The organism is Ruegeria sp. AF2, assembly GCF_056542025.1.
Window position 1 is genome coordinate 990,319 of record NZ_JBQFZC010000001.1, and the last position, 17,356, is coordinate 1,007,674.

The following is a 17,356-nucleotide window of genomic DNA, read 5'->3' on the forward strand; positions in this document are numbered from 1 at the left end:
TTTGTCGGCAAATGTCTGCCCAGTCGGTTGCGGCCCTGAATACGATGCGTGCAGCCGGGGGGCAAGCTTAGAAGGACAAGCCCTGCAATCGGTCGAACAATTGCGCGATACCGGCGCGGTCAAGGTTGGCAAATGCTACGCGAACCTGCCGCTTTCCCGCGGAATTGCCCTCTGGCATGAACATGGTACCCGGCAAAAGCAGTATACCTGCCTCGGGTACCAGCCGTCGGGCCAATTCGTCGGAAGCGATGCCAAAGGGATGTTCGAGGTAGGCAAAGTAAGCGCCAAGTCCCAAAAGACGCCAGCCTTTGTCTTCAAGGCGTGGCATTCCTTCCGCGATGGCCGCTCTTCGGTCGAGAATTTCATCTCGTTCACCCGCAACCCATTGGGTCAAGTTCCGCATGCCCCAAAGCGCGGCAAACTGGCCGATCTGGCCGGGGCAGATTGCGACCGTGTCCAGAAATTTCTCGATCTCCGCCAAAAGGGCGGGGCTGGTTGAAATCGCGCCAACACGGTGACCGGTCAGGCGATAGGCTTTTGAGAACGAGTAGAGATGGACAAACGTATCGTCCCAACCCGATTGCTGGAACAGGTCATGAGGCGCGCCTGATCGGCTGTCGAAATCGCGATAGGTTTCGTCAACCAACAGACGAAGCCCCGTTTCCCGCGCAAGATCATAGAAGCGGCGCACCAAGTCCGAAGGGTATTCGACACCACCGGGATTGTTCGGCGTCACCAACGAAATCGCCCGTGTCTTTTCGGTGATAAGGGCGCGGGCCCGTTCCGGATCGGGAAGCAAATCATCGTCTGTGGGCAAATCAACGGCTTTTACCCCGGCCATATCCAGCCACATCTTGTGATTGAAATACCAAGGGGTCGGAAGGATCACCTCATCCCCCTGATCGGTAATTGCCGAAATCACGGCTGAAAAGGCCTGATTGCAACCCGAGGTGATTGCGATCTGATTCGCCGATACCTCAGCCGCATAATGTGCGCTGATCTGAGCCGCGAGTTCGGACCGCAGGTCATCGTTGCCCAGAACCGGGCCGTAAAGATGTGCGCTGTCCTGCTCGACCGCGAATTCGGCCATTGCTTGCCGCAGCGCTAACGGGGGCGGATCGACCGGAGCCGCCTGACTGACATTGATCAACGGACGCTCAACCGCGAACTCGACCCCGTCCAGCCAACGGCGTGCCTCCATCACCGGAGGGGCAAAGGTGGCGGCAGTGCGGGTCATTGTCATGGTGAGTCCGTGATTTCAGCGCTTATGAAAAACGCTTGATTAATCGGTGCCCCGATAGGGTTCGACATATTGCAGCGCCATGTCCCATGGGAAGAAAATCCATGTGTCCTGACTGACCTCGGTAATGAAGGTGTCTACCATCGGACGGCCCTTGGGCTTGGCGTATACGGTCGCGAAATGCGCTTTGGGGAACATCTCGCGCACCAGTTCCAGCGTTTTGCCGCTATCGACCAGATCGTCGATGATCAGAATACCGGTGCCATCACCCATCAGATCAGCATTGGGCGCTTTGAGAATTTCTGCTTCGCCCTGCGCCTGATGATGATAGGATTTCACGCTGACGGTATCGACCGTACGGATATCCAGTTCGCGGCTGACGATCATCGCGGGGGCCATGCCGCCACGTGTAATTGCCACGACCGCACGCCAAGCGCCATCATTTGGTCCTTGCCCATCCAGACGCCACGCAAGAGCGCGCGAGTCGCGATGAATCTGATCCCAGCTGATGTGGAAGCCTTTTTCGTGTGGCAGGCGGTCCTTGGCGCTCATTGTCTATTATCCTTTTTCAACGTCCGGCGCGTCGACGGCCTTCATTCCGACGATGTGATAACCTGAATCCACGTGCAGATTCTCACCTGTCACTCCGCTGCTGAGATCAGACAGCAGATACAGGGCCGATTTACCAACATCATCGATGGTCACATTCCGGCGCAGGGGCGAGTTATACTCGTTCCACTTCATGATGTAACGGAAATCGCCGATGCCGCTGGCCGCGAGCGTCTTGATCGGGCCTGCCGAGATCGAATTCACGCGAATGCCGTCTTTGCCCAAATCCTCGGCCAGATACTTTACGGATGCCTCAAGGGCGGCTTTTGCAACACCCATTACATTGTAGTGTGGCATGACCTGTTCAGCGCCGTAATAGGTGAGGGTGATCGCACTGCCGCCTTCGTTCATCATTTTCTCCGCGCGCTGCATAACGGCGGTGAAAGAGTAGACCGAAACATCCATCGTCAGGTTAAAGTTCGCGCGCGATGTGTCGACGTAGCGCCCGCGCAATTCGTTCTTGTCAGAAAAGCCAATGGCGTGGACGACGAAATCCAGTTTACCCCATTTCTTTTCCAGCGCGCTGAAGAGTTCATTAATTGATTCTTCGTCGCTGACGTCACAGGGCAAAACGATCTCGCTGCCCAACTGCGCCGCCAATGGATCGACGCGTTTTTTCAGGGCGTCCCCCTGGTAGGAAAAGGCCAGCTCGGCCCCGGCGTCGGACAAGGCGCGGGCGATACCCCATGCGATTGATTTGTCATTGGCCAGTCCCATGATGAGGCCGCGTTTTCCGGCCATCAACTGATTTGACATCTTCGGTTCTCCGCCTGTCGTCGCATTGTGTTCGGTTGGTTTATGCCATTGATTGTCCTGCTTCAAGGCCATGCGCTCTTGCCCGCAGCGGGTTCTCGCCTTAGGGTCATGTTAATTGTTTCCTGGGGATGGAAATGAACGAGCATAATGGCATCTTCGCCGGGGCTGATCCGTTTGAAATCGCGGATCGGTGGCTGGCCGAGGCAGAAAAGACCGAACCGAATGATCCTAATGCGATTGCTTTGGCAACCGTGGACCCGGAAGGTTTGCCGAACGCCCGTATGGTTCTGCTGAAGGAAATCGAGAAGGACGCGTTTGTTTTCTATACGAACTATCACAGCGCCAAGGCTCAGGAGTTGGACAGCGCCCACAAAGCGGCTTTTGTGATGCATTGGAAATCTTTGCGGCGACAAATCCGTGTTCGTGGTACAATCACCAAGGAAGATGGGCCGCAGGCGGACGCATACTACGCCTCGCGCTCGCTCAAAAGCCGCTTGGGTGCTTGGGCGTCGCACCAGTCGCAACCGCTGGAAAGTCGTGCATCCCTGATGGCCGAAGTGGCTAAAGTGACCGCAAAGTTGGGTACCAACCCGCCTCGCCCTGAATTTTGGGGGGGATACCGTGTAACACCTGTCGAAGTCGAGTTCTGGGCCGATGGTGCCTTCAGGTTGCATGACAGGTTTCAGTGGAAGCGACAAAATGTCGATTCCGACTGGCAAGTGCTGAGGTTAAATCCATGACGTTCGCGTTGCGTGAAATGCAACTGTTTGCAGACAATAGCTTTTTTCAGCTTGAATTTGCGAGCCAAAACATAAACAAGAAACCCTTAACGACTTGCCTATCGTAATGGGAAAACAGTGCCAGAAGATCTGAACAGCATGTACCGCGTCCGTGGACACGTAAAATGGTTCGATCCCGCCAAGGGATACGGATTTGTTGTGTCTGACGAAGGCGGCCCGGACATTCTGTTGCACGTCAACGTGCTGCGAAACTTCGGGCAAAGCTCGGTCGCGGATGGCGCCGGCATCGAGATCATGACCCACAAAACTGATCGCGGTGTTCAAGCGGTCGAAGTGATCAGTGTTGACCCGCCTGTTCGCGCGGAAACCATGATGTTGGCCGATTTTGCCGAGCTTGATCCAACCGTGATCGGCAGCGCTCCGCTTGAGGCTGCGCGCGTCAAATGGTTCGACAAGGGCAAAGGGTTTGGCTTTGCCAATGTTTTCGGCAGCAGTGAAGACGTATTCCTGCATATTGAGGTGCTACGTCGTTCTGGGTTGGCAGATCTGCAACCGGGCGAAGCGCTGGCCATGCGGGTCATTGATGGCAAGCGTGGAAGAATGGCCGCGCAGGTTCTGGCCTGGGAAGCGGCCCTGAACGACTAGGTTCTGAATGATGAGAACGGCTTTCGTACTGGCGCTCCTGAGTTTTTTGATTGGCGGGATCGCGCGGGCTGAATGCCGTCCGGATCGTGTCGAGCTTCGAAATGATCTGGCAGAGGTTCGCTTCGACGTTGAACTGGCCATCACACCGAAAGAGCGATCGCGCGGATTGATGTTTCGCGAAAGCATGCCCAACAGATCTGGTATGTTGTTTGTTTTTGATCCCCCTCAACCTGTTGCGTTCTGGATGAAGAATACCCTGATTCCGCTTGATATGATCTTTGTTGATCGCGCGGGCACTGTGACGCGTGTGCACGAAGGTGCAATTCCGGGGGATCTGAGCCCAATCGAAGGCGGCGATTCGGTTTATGCAGTCTTGGAAATCAACGCTGGCCTAGCCGAGCGTTACGCCATTCGGCCTGGATCGCAGATGCGCCACGAAGTTTTTTCGCAAGGTCCTGCAATTTGGCCCTGTTAGGGCTTTTCAAATCAGATCGGCACGTTTAGGAAGGCGCACGGTCCGGGGCGTGGCGCAGTCTGGTAGCGCACCTGTTTTGGGTACAGGGGGTCGTAGGTTCGAATCCTGCCGCCCCGACCATTTTTCCTCTACACTGGCGTTCCGCCATAGTCGGTGTAGAGTTTGGAAAAATCCCTGTCCAAATCTTTGCTTTCAATAGGTATTCTAAGAGTTGAACCATCTTTCTGCGGAACCAGAAAGTACAACTCTGCGTCCACGCGATACCCGGCCTGATTCTTGGTCGAGCTCAGTCGCGTTACGATTTGCGGCAAGTTCTGCGGATAGCCGTTGAAGCTGAGAATCAAATACGCCGTTGCCTCGGGCGGCAAGGTCTCGCGGCATTCAAAGATGCTCGCGGTGGTCTTGATATACTTGTCGCCCGGCCCCGCGCAGTCGGTCCTGAAGGAATTGAAAAGGTTCTGCGGATAACCGTCGAATTGCGCGCTGCGAGATGCAGGTGGTGCTTCCTGTGATGTGCAGGACACGATTAGCGCCACAATAGTTAACAATGAAATCAAACGCATGTAGAGTAGATTTCCCATCCAGAAATGTCGTGTGATTTCAAGTATGGCACGCGCTGCGATGTCGTGACGATGATTCTCTGAACATGTCCTTAACGCGGGATCGGTTGATCAATGGCCTCTAACTGTGGCGGAAAACACGAGAAATCACTCTGACACATCAAGGCGGAATGGGCTGGTCGTCCGGGACATGTCTGTGGAGGAATCGCGATGCGGCGAAATTCCGCCGGTTCAGCAAAACAGGTCAAGCTAAAAGATTCCATAAATGACCGAAAAAGCCCGTTGACCAACTATGGGAATATACGTCAGATTGTATGGGCCGAAAGACGAGCCACTAAATCTGGTAGGCAATGACCGGAAAAGGCATCGGGCGAGGGACGGAAAGCATACCACTATGACGTAGACCGTATTCGCGGTTCTGCGCTGTTCTAGGCAGCGTCCGGTCCCTTGCGTCTCAAATTCGTCGGTAGTGCGGGCGGCACCCCGCAGCATCAAGATTTAGTGCCGGGACTTGAAATTTGGACAGATCGAAGCTGGGGCAGCGGACATGAAGATTGAAAGAAAATTCACCAAACCGGGACAGGATGCATATGGCGATCTGGATTTTGTGTCCGCAATATCCGAGATTCGCAATCCGGATGGCACAATCGTGTTCCGTCTGGACGAGATCGAAGTGCCTGCAAAATGGAGCCAGGTGGCTAGCGATGTCATCGCACAGAAGTACTTCCGCAAGGCCGGTGTTCCTTCCAAGCTGAAGAAGGTTAAGGAAAAGGACGTTCCCGAATTCCTGTGGCGATCGGTTCCTGCGGAAGATGCTGAATTTGATGGCGAAACCTCATCGAAACAGGTTTTTGATCGTCTGGCCGGCGCGTGGGCTTATTGGGGCTGGAAGGGCGGCTATTTCTCGACTGAAGAGGACGCGAGCGCCTATTTTGACGAGATGCGCTATATGCTGGCGACCCAGCGTGCAGCTCCGAACTCGCCGCAGTGGTTCAACACCGGTCTGCACTGGGCATATGGGATCGATGGCCCGGCGCAGGGGCACCACTATGTTGACTACAAAACCGGCAAGCTAACCAAATCGAAATCCGCTTATGAGCATCCGCAACCGCATGCGTGCTTCATCCAGTCGGTCGACGATGATCTGGTCAACGAAGGCGGCATCATGGACTTGTGGGTGCGTGAGGCGCGCCTGTTTAAGTATGGCTCGGGCACCGGAACCAACTTCAGCCATCTGCGTGCAGAGGGTGAAGCGCTTTCGGGTGGCGGCAAGTCTTCGGGCCTCATGGGATTTCTCAAGATCGGCGACCGCGCCGCTGGCGCGATCAAATCAGGCGGTACAACCCGTCGAGCAGCAAAGATGGTAATCGTCGATGCAGATCACCCGGACATCGAGCAATTCATCGAATGGAAAGTGATCGAAGAGCAGAAGGTGGCCTCGATCGTTGCCGGATCGAAGATGCACGAGAAGATGCTGAACGGCATTTTCGAAGCCATCCGGTCTTGGGACGGCTCTGCCGATGATGCCTATAATCCAAACGCAAACGACGCCCTGAAAAATGCGGTTCGCGAAGCGAAAAAGGTCGCGATCCCAGAAACTTACATCAAGCGCGTTCTGGACTACGCCAAGCAGGGCCACGATAGCATTGAATTCCCGACCTACGATACGGACTGGGATTCGGAGGCTTATAGCTCGGTCTCGGGCCAAAACTCGAACAACTCGATCCGGGTGACCAATGCGTTCCTGACCGCAGTTGAAAAAGACGCGGATTGGGAACTGATCAACCGCACCGACGGCAAGGTTGCTCGTACAGTCAAAGCACGTGATTTGTGGGAAAAGGTCGGCCACGCCGCATGGGCCTGTGCCGATCCTGGCATCCAGTTCCATGATACTGTCAACGAATGGCACACTTGCCCCGAAGACGGTGAAATCCGCGGTTCGAACCCGTGTTCGGAATACATGTTCCTCGATGACACTGCCTGTAACCTGGCGTCGATGAACTTGCTGACCTTTTTCAAGGACGGTGAGTTCCAGGCGGCGGACTATATGCACGCCTCGCGTCTGTGGACCCTGACGCTGGAAATCTCGGTGACCATGGCGCAGTTCCCGTCTAAGGAAATTGCGAAACTCTCTTACGATTTCCGTACGCTGGGTCTGGGTTATGCCAACATTGGCGGTCTGCTGATGAACATGGGTTACAGCTACGACTCGGATGAGGGGCGTTCGATCTGTGGCGCGCTGACCGCGATCATGACCGGTGTGGCTTATGCGACCTCGGCAGAGATTGCAGGCGAGCTTGGCCCGTTCAAAGGATATGAGCGCAACGCAGACCATATGCTGCGCGTCATCCGCAACCACCGTCGTGCGTCGCAAGGAGTGACCGAGGGGTATGAAAAACTGGCTGTTAAGCCGGTGCCTCTGGATCACGACAATTGCCCGGATAAGCGTTTGATCGATCTGGCCATGTCAGCTTGGGATGAAGCGCTGAGCCTCGGCGAAAAGAACGGTTATCGCAACGCGCAGGCCACAGTTATCGCACCAACCGGCACCATCGGTCTGGTGATGGATTGCGACACGACCGGGATCGAACCGGACTTTGCTCTGGTCAAGTTCAAGAAGCTGGCCGGCGGTGGTTACTTCAAGATCATCAACCGCTCGGTGCCTTCGGCGCTGGAAAAGCTGGGCTATTCCTCGGCTCAGATTGAAGAGATCGTGGGTTATGCGGTTGGTCATGGCACCATCGGCAACGCGCCGGGGATTAACCACACCTCGCTGACCGGTCATGGTTTTGGCCCGAACGAGTTGGCAAAAGTAGATGCCGCACTGGAAAGCGCGTTCGACATTCGGTTCGTCTTCAACCAGTGGACGCTGGGCGAGGACTTCTGTACCGGTGTTCTGGGCATCCCGGCGACCAAGCTGAATGACCCGACTTTCGATTTGCTGCGCCATCTGGGCTTTACCAAGGCGGATATCGACGCGGCCAACGACCATGTTTGCGGAACCATGACGCTGGAAGGTGCGCCGCATCTGAAGGAAGAGCATTACGCCATCTTCGACTGCGCCAACCCGTGCGGTAAAAAAGGCAAGCGTTTCCTTGGGGTTGATAGCCACATCACCATGATGGCGGCGGCGCAGAGCTTCATCTCAGGCGCGATCAGCAAGACGATCAACATGCCGAATGACGCGACCATCGAGGACTGCCAAAAGGCATACGAACTCAGTTGGTCGCTGGGTGTGAAGGCGAACGCGCTATACCGCGACGGCTCGAAACTGTCGCAGCCTCTGGCCGCGGCACTGGTCGAAGATGATGACGAAGCGGCGGAAATTCTGGAAAGCGGTTCGACGCAAGAAAAAGCTGTCGTTCTGGCCGAGAAGGTGATCGAGAAGGTTGTGGTCAAGGAAATGATCCGCAGCCATCGCGAGAAACTGCCGCATCGCCGCAAGGGCTATACCCAAAAGGCGATCGTTGGCGGCCACAAGGTCTATCTGCGGACTGGCGAGTTCGAAGACGGCAAATTGGGCGAGATTTTCATCGACATGCATAAGGAAGGCGCTGGCTTCCGGGCGATGATGAACAACTTTGCCATCGCTGTGTCGGTTGGCCTGCAATACGGCGTGCCGCTGGAGGAGTTCGTCGACGCTTTCACCTTCACCAAGTTCGAACCGGCCGGGATGGTGCAGGGCAACGACTCGATCAAGAACGCGACGTCGATCCTTGATTACATCTTCCGCGAACTGGCTGTGTCCTATCTGGACCGCACCGATCTGGCGCATGTCAAACCCGAAGGCGCAACCTTCGACGATCTGGGTCGCGGCGAAGAGGATGGTCTGTCCAACGTATCGGAAATCAGTGAAAGCGCGGCGACCAAATCCTTGGAAGTGCTGAAACAAATCAGTTCAACCGGCTATCTGCGCAAACGACTGCCGCAAGACCTGATGGTCTTCAATGGCGGACAGGCTGACGTGACGGGTATGGCGGAAACCGCAGCGACATTCGAAGCACCCGCTGAGACGGCGGTTGCGACCGGAATGGACGCCCGTACCAAAGCCAAGATGCAAGGGTACGAGGGCGATCCATGCGGCGAATGCGGAAACTACACGCTGGTGCGCAACGGCACCTGCATGAAATGCAACACCTGCGGCGCGACAAGCGGGTGTAGCTGAGTTTAGCGCCCCGGCAACCCGGGGTGCAGGGGTCGGATGCTGCCACAGTAACCGGCCCCGACGAATACGAAGCAAGGCGCTGAGACTTACCATCGATGCCTTGTTTCACTCGGCCGACATGCCCGTGTCGGCCGGGAACAGGGTGGGGCGGAATATTTGCTCCCTCCCACTCTCTCACGGGACGGGTGCGCTCGTCCCATGCGCAGTCCAGGCCGCAGGCAAAAAAACACCGGGCGGTCAACGAAATGAGCCTGGAAGGCGAAACTGACAGGGGGCTTCGGCCCCCTCTCTTTTTTCAACCCCGAGTCGTGGATTTGAGCAGGGCATCGCCGGATCATCCTGTTTGGATCGGGCAAGAGTTGCCGAAACCTGTCCTGGCCATTTCGCCCGGCAAGCCTCCGCAAATGCGACTCAGTCAAACACGCAGAGATTGGCTTGAAAGCGACCATATCAATCTGAGCGGGTGACACGCCTTCAGGATGGCCTTTTTTTGGCGCTTGTCCGGACGCAAACACTCAAGAAAACGCAATCAGGAGGCATAACATGAAACCGCAAATTCTGGCCCTTATCTCAACCTTCGCACTTGGCCTGCCGACATTGGCCGTCGGCCAAAGCGCCGCCGATACCAACGGCGACGGAGTACTGACGATCGATGAAGTTCAGGCCGTCGTGCCTGACGTTGATGCCGAAGGCTTTGCGCAGATGGACGCAAACGGCGACGGTGCGCTGGATCAGGATGAGATCACCATCGCTGAACAAGCGGGCCTGCTGCCGTCGTCCAACGGCTGATCAAGCAGGAATGCTGGCGGCCCGGAATATCCGGGCCGCTTATTTTTCAGCGGCTTACGCGGGTAAGTAAATGTTGAATTTGCCGCGAATTTCCGCGTCCAAAAGCGGGTCGAATCTGGCCGGGGATGGTACGGCGAGGATCTCTTCCTTCCGCTTCACTGCCTTTTCGATCAGATCTGGTTTGCCAAGCTCAACCCATTCCTTCGGAGATGATCGGTCACCAAAGGTAGGATAGACGTAATCTGCCTGCATACGGCCTAGCGTCGCATCGGTGCCAAGATAATGCCCAGGACCACCCATGCAGACTTCGGCCATCTGATCCAGTGCCAGCGTCTCGTCCGTTACCTCGATTCCGCGCACACAGCGCTGTGCCTGTCCGATCAGGTCATCGCTCAGGATCAGGCTCTCGTGGCAGAACCCCAGCAACGAGGCATGCATGCCTGCGGCTTCATACACCATGTTCAGTCCTGACAGCCCAGCCATGACGTTCGAGCACATTTGTTCCCACCCGGCCTGCATGTCGGGCAATTTCGCGTCCGATGCACCAGCTGCGGCACCACCGGGCAGATCGTAGAACTGGTGCATTTGCGCGCAGCCAGCGGTTAGCAGAGCTTGTTCACCCGAGCCGATGGACATTGCACCCGTGCGCAGGTCCAGACCAAAAGGCCAAGTGCCAAAAATCGCGGGAGCACCGGGCTTTACGGCGTTTACATAAACCAAACCCGCCAGACATTCGGCGGTGGCTTGTGTGATCGCTCCGGCAACGGTCGAGGGTGCGGTAGCTCCTGCCATGCCTGCAGATAGCAACAATACCGGCATTCCGGCCTTGATGCATTCTTCCATCACCTCGCAGCTTTCGGTGGCGAATTTCATCGGAGGCACAACGAAGCAGTTGGAATTGGACATGAAGGGCCGCTCGCGCCACTTGTCCTCTCCGCCCGCGATCATGTGCAGCATCTCGATGGCGGGGGCCACATGGCTGGGCTCCGTGAACGACGTACCGATATGTTTGAACGTGCCTGAGGTGGTGGCGTAGACCGTGTTCAGATCCATCTCAAGGTTGTCGGCGATATCTCGGCACACCATGGGGCGTTGAACAAAGTGAATGTTTTCAAGCTGTTCACAGATGCGAGTCGCGTCATGCAGGTCCTGCAGGGTCGAGTCGCGATATTCCTGCCCATGCACGTCGACCATGCTGACCGCTGCGCCTGCGGTGCCATAATGGACACGCGTTCCCGACAGCTCCAGATCTGATTTGCCGTCCCGGCTGTGCAGAGTGATCGAGCGATTGGCCTTGGCGATTGTGTCCTCGACCAATGCGCGCGGAAAGCGGATGCGGCCATCGTCGCCCAAGGTGCATCCCGCAGCCACGAGATAGTCGATCCCACTTTGTGGCGCATCAGCAAGGCCGATGGTTTCCAGAGCGGTCAGAGCGGCCTCGTGGATGCGTTCGATCTGTGCTTGGGTCAGAACCTTCAGGGTTCCGCCCTCCATACCAGGCCTAATCGGGCGAAGATGTTCCGGAAGAGCTGACGCACGGGCGGCACGACGCGCGGCGCGGCCACCGCTGCGGGATGAGTTTCGGGTTTGTTCGTTCATGTGTGTGTCCGGTCAAAAAAGTACGTTGTGGGTGAGTGTACTTAGACCAGTGCTGGCCGTCCTCGTGCCGCACGACCGCGATCCGCACCAATGGTGCGGCTGACCAGCCGAATCTTCCAAACTTCGTTATGCATCAACTTCCTCAGTCTGATGCGCCCATTGTTTCAATGCACTTCTGGACAATCTGTTCTGTTTGCGACTTTGGACTAATTTTATTGGGTCGTCAGTCAAAATGAACTGGGCGCAAATCCTCGTGACTAAATGTTTTTTTCCAATAGCGGTAAGAATCTGTTAATCTGCACGTAGTTATTTGGATTTGTACCTTAGGTTTAAGTAAATACTGGGGTTAGCTGATCAGCAGATCGCTGCCTCGGGGATGCGCCCAAACCGGCAACGGATGTTTGGAGGTCTGCATGAAGTCATTACTGGCCGCACTCGCCGCAGCACTGATAACAGGTGCAGGGCAGGTTGTGGCAGAAGACTGGACAGGCGCGTACGCTGGTTTCAGCTTTGGTTATGCAGATGTTGATGGGTCCGGAGGGGCAGGCGGAAGCGGGGGCAGTTTTGGCCCGCTGATCGGATACGACTATGATTTTGGAAATTTCGTACTTGGCGGTGAGTTGGAATATAACCGCCTGAATCTTGATCTGGGACAATCCGAAGGAAGCCTTGATAGTATGTCGCGATTGAAGTTGCGCGGCGGCTACGACTTTGGATCAGCCCTTGGCTATGTTGTCTTGGGAACCGCGCGGGCCAGTACGTCGGGTGACAGTGATACGGCAGCCGTTTACGGGATCGGTGTTGCCTATCCGCTTGGCGATCGGTTTGTAATCAGTGGCGAAGCGCTGCGGCAGAACTTCGATGATATACCGGAGTCTGGTCGAAGCCTCGACGCAAATGTGTTCAACTTGCGCACCACATTCCGCTTCTGAAACTCGGTGGTCGATTGTCATCCCTCTGCCAATTGAGCGGCAAATTCGCATAGGGTCTGTAGCGATGTGACGAATTTCTCGTCATCGATTGTCATGGCCACGCGGATGTGACCTGCGGCGGCAGAACCAAAGCTTTCACCGGGCATCACAGCGATGGCATGCGTGTCCAGCAGCGCATTTGCGAACACATCACCGCTAAGACCCGTAGCCCGGATATCCAGCATCAGATACATCGCGCCTTGCGCCGGTATTAAGGTGACGACCTGCTGCACAGCCAGCACTTCAATCGCCAGAGCGCGGCGGCGGCGAAACGGCGCGGCAATTTTGTCTTCGAGAGGTTGTCCCACGCTCAGCGCATAGTTGGCCGCATCCTGTATAAAGCCGGGCACACCATAGGTTGTGTGTGTTGCCAAGTTGATCAGGTGGTCGATCACGCCTTCCGGAGCAACGATCCACCCACAACGCGAGCCAGTCATGGCATGAGATTTCGACATTGAACCCACGACCAGAGTGCGCTCAGCCATGCCGGGTAGAGCGCGAGGTGACAGGTGTTCACCCTCCCAAACCTGCGTATCGTAGACTTCATCGGAAATCAGCCACAGATCGCGGCGCTGACAAACCTCGGCGATGGCAGAAAGTGTTTCGGCGGAATAGACCACACCAGTTGGATTGTTTGGGGAGTTTATCAGCAGCGACACCGCCCCGCCTGCCGCGCCATCGATATCGGAAGCGCGAGGTTGGAACAAATCTTCGGCGCGTGTTTCTATGCGTTTGGCTACCGCTCCAACGCCACGGATCGTGCCGGGGTAGGTGGCATAATACGGATCCAGGTAGAGCGCGATATCGCCCGGATCGCAAAGCGCGGTGTGCGCCGCAAACAATGCGGCCTGACCGCCAGGGGTGATGATAACGTTGTTGCGTGTGGTCGCTACACCTGTTCGCATTTGGACACGGGCGGCCACAGTATCACGCAGCAGATCAGTGCCCGGAACCATCGCGTATCCTGTGTGCCCGCTGCGGGCCGAACTTTCCATGGCCGACAATATCGACTGATCGGTCCGAATGTCATGCTCGCCGATCGTCAACTCGGTGACGGCATGGCCTTCGGCAATCATCCGACGCGCGCGGATGAACACCTCCCAGCCGTCTGATCCACCCTCGGTCAGATGCGTAATGCGATGCGATAGTTTCAAGGGATTCTCCCGACCGGCTATGACGCCGAATGGGGCAAAGCACAGCAATTTTGTCAATCAGCTTCGCGGCGGCAAACTCGCCTGTATCTTCTTGGTCAGCGATGCACGGACGATATCGTATGAGGTGATCAGGCGATGTTGCATTTCGTCGGCGGCGGTTTCCCACGGCAGGCGAACCCAGCTGCGGTGAAAATACGGGGCCTTGGTGCCAATCCCTGCGTCGATCAACATCTGCGCGGTCTCAATGTCGGGTGTCTTGACCGATACACCATCCCCGACCGAACCGACGCAGGCGAACATCTTGCCGCCAACTTTCCATGCGTCGTGGCCGCCACCCCAAGGGTCCGAAAGTTCGGCACCGGGCAGGTCTGCGCATACGGAATTGACGTAATCACGGGTCATGGTGGGCAGACTGCCTCTGTGGAGGTTGAAACTCAAGGCTTGGCTCAGCATCAATCCCGTGCTAGGCAAAGCGCATGAACCGGAAAACTTGCATCATTATCTGCTGCATTACCTGCTGATTTCTCAAGCGGGCCGGTTTCTTTCGTTTTCATCTCTGAGACAAGTTGCTAAGCCCGCGCCAACGCGTGACGTATATGCTGTTTCAGGAGCACGACCCGATGACGACGATCAAACTGCACAACACAAGGACTCGGACGAAAGAGGATTTCGCGCCGATCGATCCCGATAATGTGCGGATGTATGTCTGTGGTCCGACGGTCTATGATCGGGCGCATCTGGGGAACGCACGGCCTGTGGTTGTGTTCGACGTGCTCTATCGTTTGTTGCGGCATGTATACGGTGCTGATCACGTGACCTATGTGCGCAATTTCACCGACGTGGATGACAAGATCAACGCCACCGCATTGTCGCGCAAGAAGGCTGGGGCTGACGGGTCTTTGGAACAGTTGGTGCAGGAACGTTCGGACGAAACCATCGGCTGGTATCTGCACGACATGGGCGCGCTGGGGGCGTTGGAACCCAACGCGATGCCGCGCGCCACAGAGTATATCGCGCAGATGATTGCGATGATCGAAGACCTGATGGCCAAGGGGCACGCTTATGCTGCCGAGGGTCACGTGTTGTTCGCGGTGGACAGCTGGAAGGAGCACTATGGTGCGCTGTCGGGGCGGTCGGTTGATGACATGATCGCCGGGGCGCGGGTCGAGGTCGCGCCTTACAAGAAGAACCCGATGGATTTTGTGCTGTGGAAGCCGTCGACCGATGAGTTGCCCGGCTGGGACAGCCCATGGGGCCGGGGGCGTCCGGGGTGGCATATCGAATGCTCGGCCATGAGCTATGAATTGCTGGGCGAGAGCTTTGATATTCACGGTGGCGGCAACGATCTGATGTTCCCGCACCACGAGAACGAGATTGCTCAGAGCAAATGTGCCCACCCGCATGGTGAATTCGCGCGTGTCTGGATGCATAATGAGATGCTGCAGGTCGAGGGCAAGAAAATGTCCAAATCGCTGGGCAATTTCTTCACCGTTCATGATCTGCTTGAGCAGGGTGTGCCGGGTGAAGTGATCCGGTTTGTGTTCTTGCAGACCCATTATCGCAAGCCGATGGACTGGACCGAGAAGAAGGCGCGCGAAGCCGAGGCAACATTGCGCAAGTGGCGGGCGTTGACAGCGGGCATCGAGCCCGCCGCCACCGCGGCACCTGCGGTCATCGATGCGCTTGCGGATGATCTGAACACGGCAGGTGCCATCGCGGAACTGCATCGTTTGGCTGCAGATGGTGATGCTTCGGCTTTGCTGGCAAGTGCGCAGCTGGTTGGACTGTTGGGGGACGATATGGGCGCTTGGGCCGAGACCGCTTCGGCTAATCTGTCGTTTCATGCAGAAAAGCTGGCCGCTGCGCGCGCGTTTGCGATGCAGAGCAAGGATTTCTCTGAGGTTGATCGTCTAAAGGCGGCATATATCGCCGCCGGGCTTGAGGTTCGGATGAGCAAGGATGGTGTGGAATTGGTGCCCGGCGCCGGATTCGACGCCGCCAAGCTGGAGGAGGTCGAATGACCAAGGAACGCCTTTACCTCTACGACACCACGTTGCGCGACGGGCAGCAAACTCAGGGTGTGCAGTTCTCGACAGCCGAGAAGGTGCAGATCGCGCAGGCGTTGGATTCGCTGGGGATTGATTACATCGAAGGGGGTTGGCCCGGAGCGAACCCGACCGACAGTGCGTTTTTTGAAAGCGCGCCTGAGACGTCGGCCTGTATGACGGCGTTTGGAATGACCAAACGCTCGGGCAGGTCGGCTGAGAATGATGACGTTCTGGCGGCTGTAATGAACGCGGGAACACCAGCCGTTTGTCTGGTCGGGAAATCGCACGATTACCACGTGACCCACGCACTTGGTATCACGCTGGAGGAAAACACCGAGAACGTTCGCGCCTCGGTCGCGCATATCGTGGCGCAGGGGCGGGAGGCTCTGTTTGATGCCGAGCATTTTTTTGATGGCTACAAGGACAACCCGGAATATGCGGTTGAAGTCTGCCGCGCTGCGCTCGATGCAGGGGCACGGTGGGTGGTTCTGTGTGACACCAATGGCGGAGCATTGCCGGCAGAGGTCGGTCGGATCGTATCCGAGGTGATTGCGGCCGGTCTGCCGGGGGATCGGCTGGGCATTCATACGCATAACGACACCGAGAACGCAGTAGCGTGCTCGCTGGCTGCAGTCGATGCGGGGGCGCGGCAGATTCAAGGTACGTTGAATGGGTTGGGAGAGCGCTGTGGCAATGCCAACCTGACCGCTTTGATCCCAACGCTGATGCTGAAAGAACCCTATGCCTCGTGCTATGAGATCGGAGTGATGCCCGAGGCGCTGGCGGGGCTGACGCGCATCAGCCGGATGCTGGATGATATTCTGAACCGAGTGCCCAGCAAGCAGAGCGCCTATGTGGGCGCGTCGGCTTTTGCGCATAAGGCCGGGCTGCATGCCAGCGCGATCCTCAAGGACCCGACAACCTATGAGCATATCGATCCGGCAAGTGTTGGAAATGCGCGCATCATTCCGATGTCGAACCAGGCTGGGCAATCGAACCTGCGCAAACGTCTGACCGATGCGGGATTGGCCGTAGAAGCGGGCGATCCGGCGTTGGGACGTATCCTTGAGCGGATAAAACTGCGCGAGGCCGAGGGGTATTCCTACGACACCGCGCAGGCTAGTTTTGAGCTGCTGGCGCGGGATGAGCTGGGGCAATTGCCCGAATTCTTTGAGGTCAAGCGCTACAAGGTGACCGTTGAACGCCGAAAAAACAAATACAACAAGATGGTCAGCCTGTCCGAGGCGGTTGTTGTTGTGAAAGTGGATGGCGAGAAGAAGCTGTCGGTCAGTGAGTCGTTGGACGAAAGCGGTAGTGATCGCGGTCCGGTGAACGCGCTCGCCAAAGCTCTGGCCAAGGATTTGGGGCAGTATTCGCAGATACTGTCGGATATGCGGCTGGTCGACTTCAAGGTGCGCATCACTCAGGGCGGGACCGAGGCGGTCACGCGCGTGATCATTGACAGCGAAGACGGGCAAGGGCGGCGCTGGTCTACGGTTGGGGTGAGTGCGAACATAATTGATGCCTCGTTCGAAGCGCTGCTGGATGCGATTCAGTGGAAACTGGTGAGCGATTGCGCCCCGCAGTCAGCGGCCGCCGAATAAG

At 56.7% G+C, this 17,356-nt stretch carries 15 protein-coding genes and 1 tRNA gene; 9 read left to right on the forward strand and 7 right to left on the reverse strand.

Annotated elements, in window-relative coordinates:
- Window positions 1–67 precede the first annotated feature (67 nt).
- From ACR0NM_RS04860 to fabI, 3 genes are read right to left on the reverse strand one after another with little or no spacing between them, the layout of a single operon-like run.
- Entirely contained in the window at window positions 68–1,243 is a 1,176-nt protein-coding gene (locus tag ACR0NM_RS04860) for an aminotransferase (RefSeq protein ID WP_480613479.1), read from the reverse strand.
- A gap of 39 nt (window positions 1,244–1,282) precedes the next feature.
- Window positions 1,283–1,792: a xanthine phosphoribosyltransferase gene (gpt, locus tag ACR0NM_RS04865; protein ID WP_480613481.1), complete on the reverse strand. Its 510-nt coding sequence runs from the start codon at window positions 1,790–1,792 to the stop codon at window positions 1,283–1,285.
- 6 nt (window positions 1,793–1,798) lie between these two features.
- The gene (fabI, locus tag ACR0NM_RS04870) at window positions 1,799–2,605 is read right to left on the reverse strand and encodes an enoyl-ACP reductase FabI (RefSeq protein WP_170405951.1); all 807 of its coding nucleotides are present in this window, start codon (window positions 2,603–2,605) and stop codon (window positions 1,799–1,801) included.
- Window positions 2,606–2,739: 134 nt separating this feature from the next.
- Here fabI and pdxH point away from each other — a divergent pair, with 134 nt between their 5' ends.
- The 4 genes from pdxH (at window position 2,740) to ACR0NM_RS04890 (ending at window position 4,585) form a co-directional block, all read left to right on the forward strand.
- Complete coding sequence (gene pdxH / locus ACR0NM_RS04875; protein WP_170405948.1) at window positions 2,740–3,345, forward strand: pyridoxamine 5'-phosphate oxidase; 606 nt, start codon at window positions 2,740–2,742, stop codon at window positions 3,343–3,345.
- A 117-nt stretch (window positions 3,346–3,462) separates the two neighbouring features.
- Window positions 3,463–3,990 (forward strand): cold-shock protein, encoded by a 528-nt coding sequence (locus ACR0NM_RS04880; protein ID WP_170392983.1) that lies wholly within the window; start codon window positions 3,463–3,465, stop codon window positions 3,988–3,990.
- Window positions 3,991–3,997: 7 nt separating this feature from the next.
- Window positions 3,998–4,465 carry a DUF192 domain-containing protein gene (locus tag ACR0NM_RS04885; protein WP_170392984.1) on the forward strand — a complete coding sequence of 156 codons (468 nt, stop codon included), beginning with the start codon at window positions 3,998–4,000 and terminating at the stop codon, window positions 4,463–4,465.
- 43 nt (window positions 4,466–4,508) lie between these two features.
- Window positions 4,509–4,585 (forward strand) — tRNA-Pro (locus ACR0NM_RS04890).
- 8 nt (window positions 4,586–4,593) lie between these two features.
- Here ACR0NM_RS04890 and ACR0NM_RS04895 read toward each other — a convergent pair.
- Window positions 4,594–5,028: a hypothetical protein gene (locus ACR0NM_RS04895; RefSeq protein ID WP_170392985.1), complete on the reverse strand. Its 435-nt coding sequence runs from the start codon at window positions 5,026–5,028 to the stop codon at window positions 4,594–4,596.
- A gap of 544 nt (window positions 5,029–5,572) precedes the next feature.
- Between ACR0NM_RS04895 and ACR0NM_RS04900 the strand changes: the two genes are divergently transcribed.
- Window positions 5,573–9,190: a vitamin B12-dependent ribonucleotide reductase gene (locus ACR0NM_RS04900; RefSeq protein ID WP_480613483.1), complete on the forward strand. Its 3,618-nt coding sequence runs from the start codon at window positions 5,573–5,575 to the stop codon at window positions 9,188–9,190.
- A gap of 543 nt (window positions 9,191–9,733) precedes the next feature.
- A complete protein-coding gene (locus tag ACR0NM_RS04905; protein ID WP_170595529.1) occupies window positions 9,734–9,979 on the forward strand; it encodes a CREC-EF hand family protein in 246 nt (81 codons plus the stop codon).
- 54 nt (window positions 9,980–10,033) lie between these two features.
- On the opposite strand, the gene ACR0NM_RS04910 is transcribed toward ACR0NM_RS04905, so the two are convergent.
- On the reverse strand, window positions 10,034–11,578 hold the full coding sequence (locus ACR0NM_RS04910; protein WP_170421793.1) for a trimethylamine methyltransferase family protein: 1,545 nt from the start codon (window positions 11,576–11,578) through the stop codon (window positions 10,034–10,036).
- 413 nt (window positions 11,579–11,991) lie between these two features.
- Here ACR0NM_RS04910 and ACR0NM_RS04915 point away from each other — a divergent pair, with 413 nt between their 5' ends.
- The gene (locus ACR0NM_RS04915; protein WP_170405935.1) at window positions 11,992–12,510 is read left to right on the forward strand and encodes an outer membrane protein; all 519 of its coding nucleotides are present in this window, start codon (window positions 11,992–11,994) and stop codon (window positions 12,508–12,510) included.
- A gap of 17 nt (window positions 12,511–12,527) precedes the next feature.
- On the opposite strand, the gene ACR0NM_RS04920 is transcribed toward ACR0NM_RS04915, so the two are convergent.
- Window positions 12,528–13,703 carry a pyridoxal phosphate-dependent aminotransferase gene (locus tag ACR0NM_RS04920; protein WP_480613486.1) on the reverse strand — a complete coding sequence of 392 codons (1,176 nt, stop codon included), beginning with the start codon at window positions 13,701–13,703 and terminating at the stop codon, window positions 12,528–12,530.
- Window positions 13,704–13,760: 57 nt separating this feature from the next.
- Window positions 13,761–14,105, reverse strand: coding sequence for an MmcQ/YjbR family DNA-binding protein (locus ACR0NM_RS04925; RefSeq protein WP_170662636.1), 345 nt, complete (start codon window positions 14,103–14,105; stop codon window positions 13,761–13,763).
- A 218-nt stretch (window positions 14,106–14,323) separates the two neighbouring features.
- Between ACR0NM_RS04925 and cysS the strand changes: the two genes are divergently transcribed.
- Window positions 14,324–15,724, forward strand: coding sequence for a cysteine--tRNA ligase (cysS, locus tag ACR0NM_RS04930; RefSeq protein WP_480613488.1), 1,401 nt, complete (start codon window positions 14,324–14,326; stop codon window positions 15,722–15,724).
- Entirely contained in the window at window positions 15,721–17,355 is a 1,635-nt protein-coding gene (gene cimA, locus ACR0NM_RS04935; RefSeq protein ID WP_170595539.1) for a citramalate synthase, read from the forward strand. The genes cysS and cimA overlap by 4 nt, the downstream gene beginning before the upstream one ends.
- Window position 17,356: the final 1 nt, after the last annotated feature.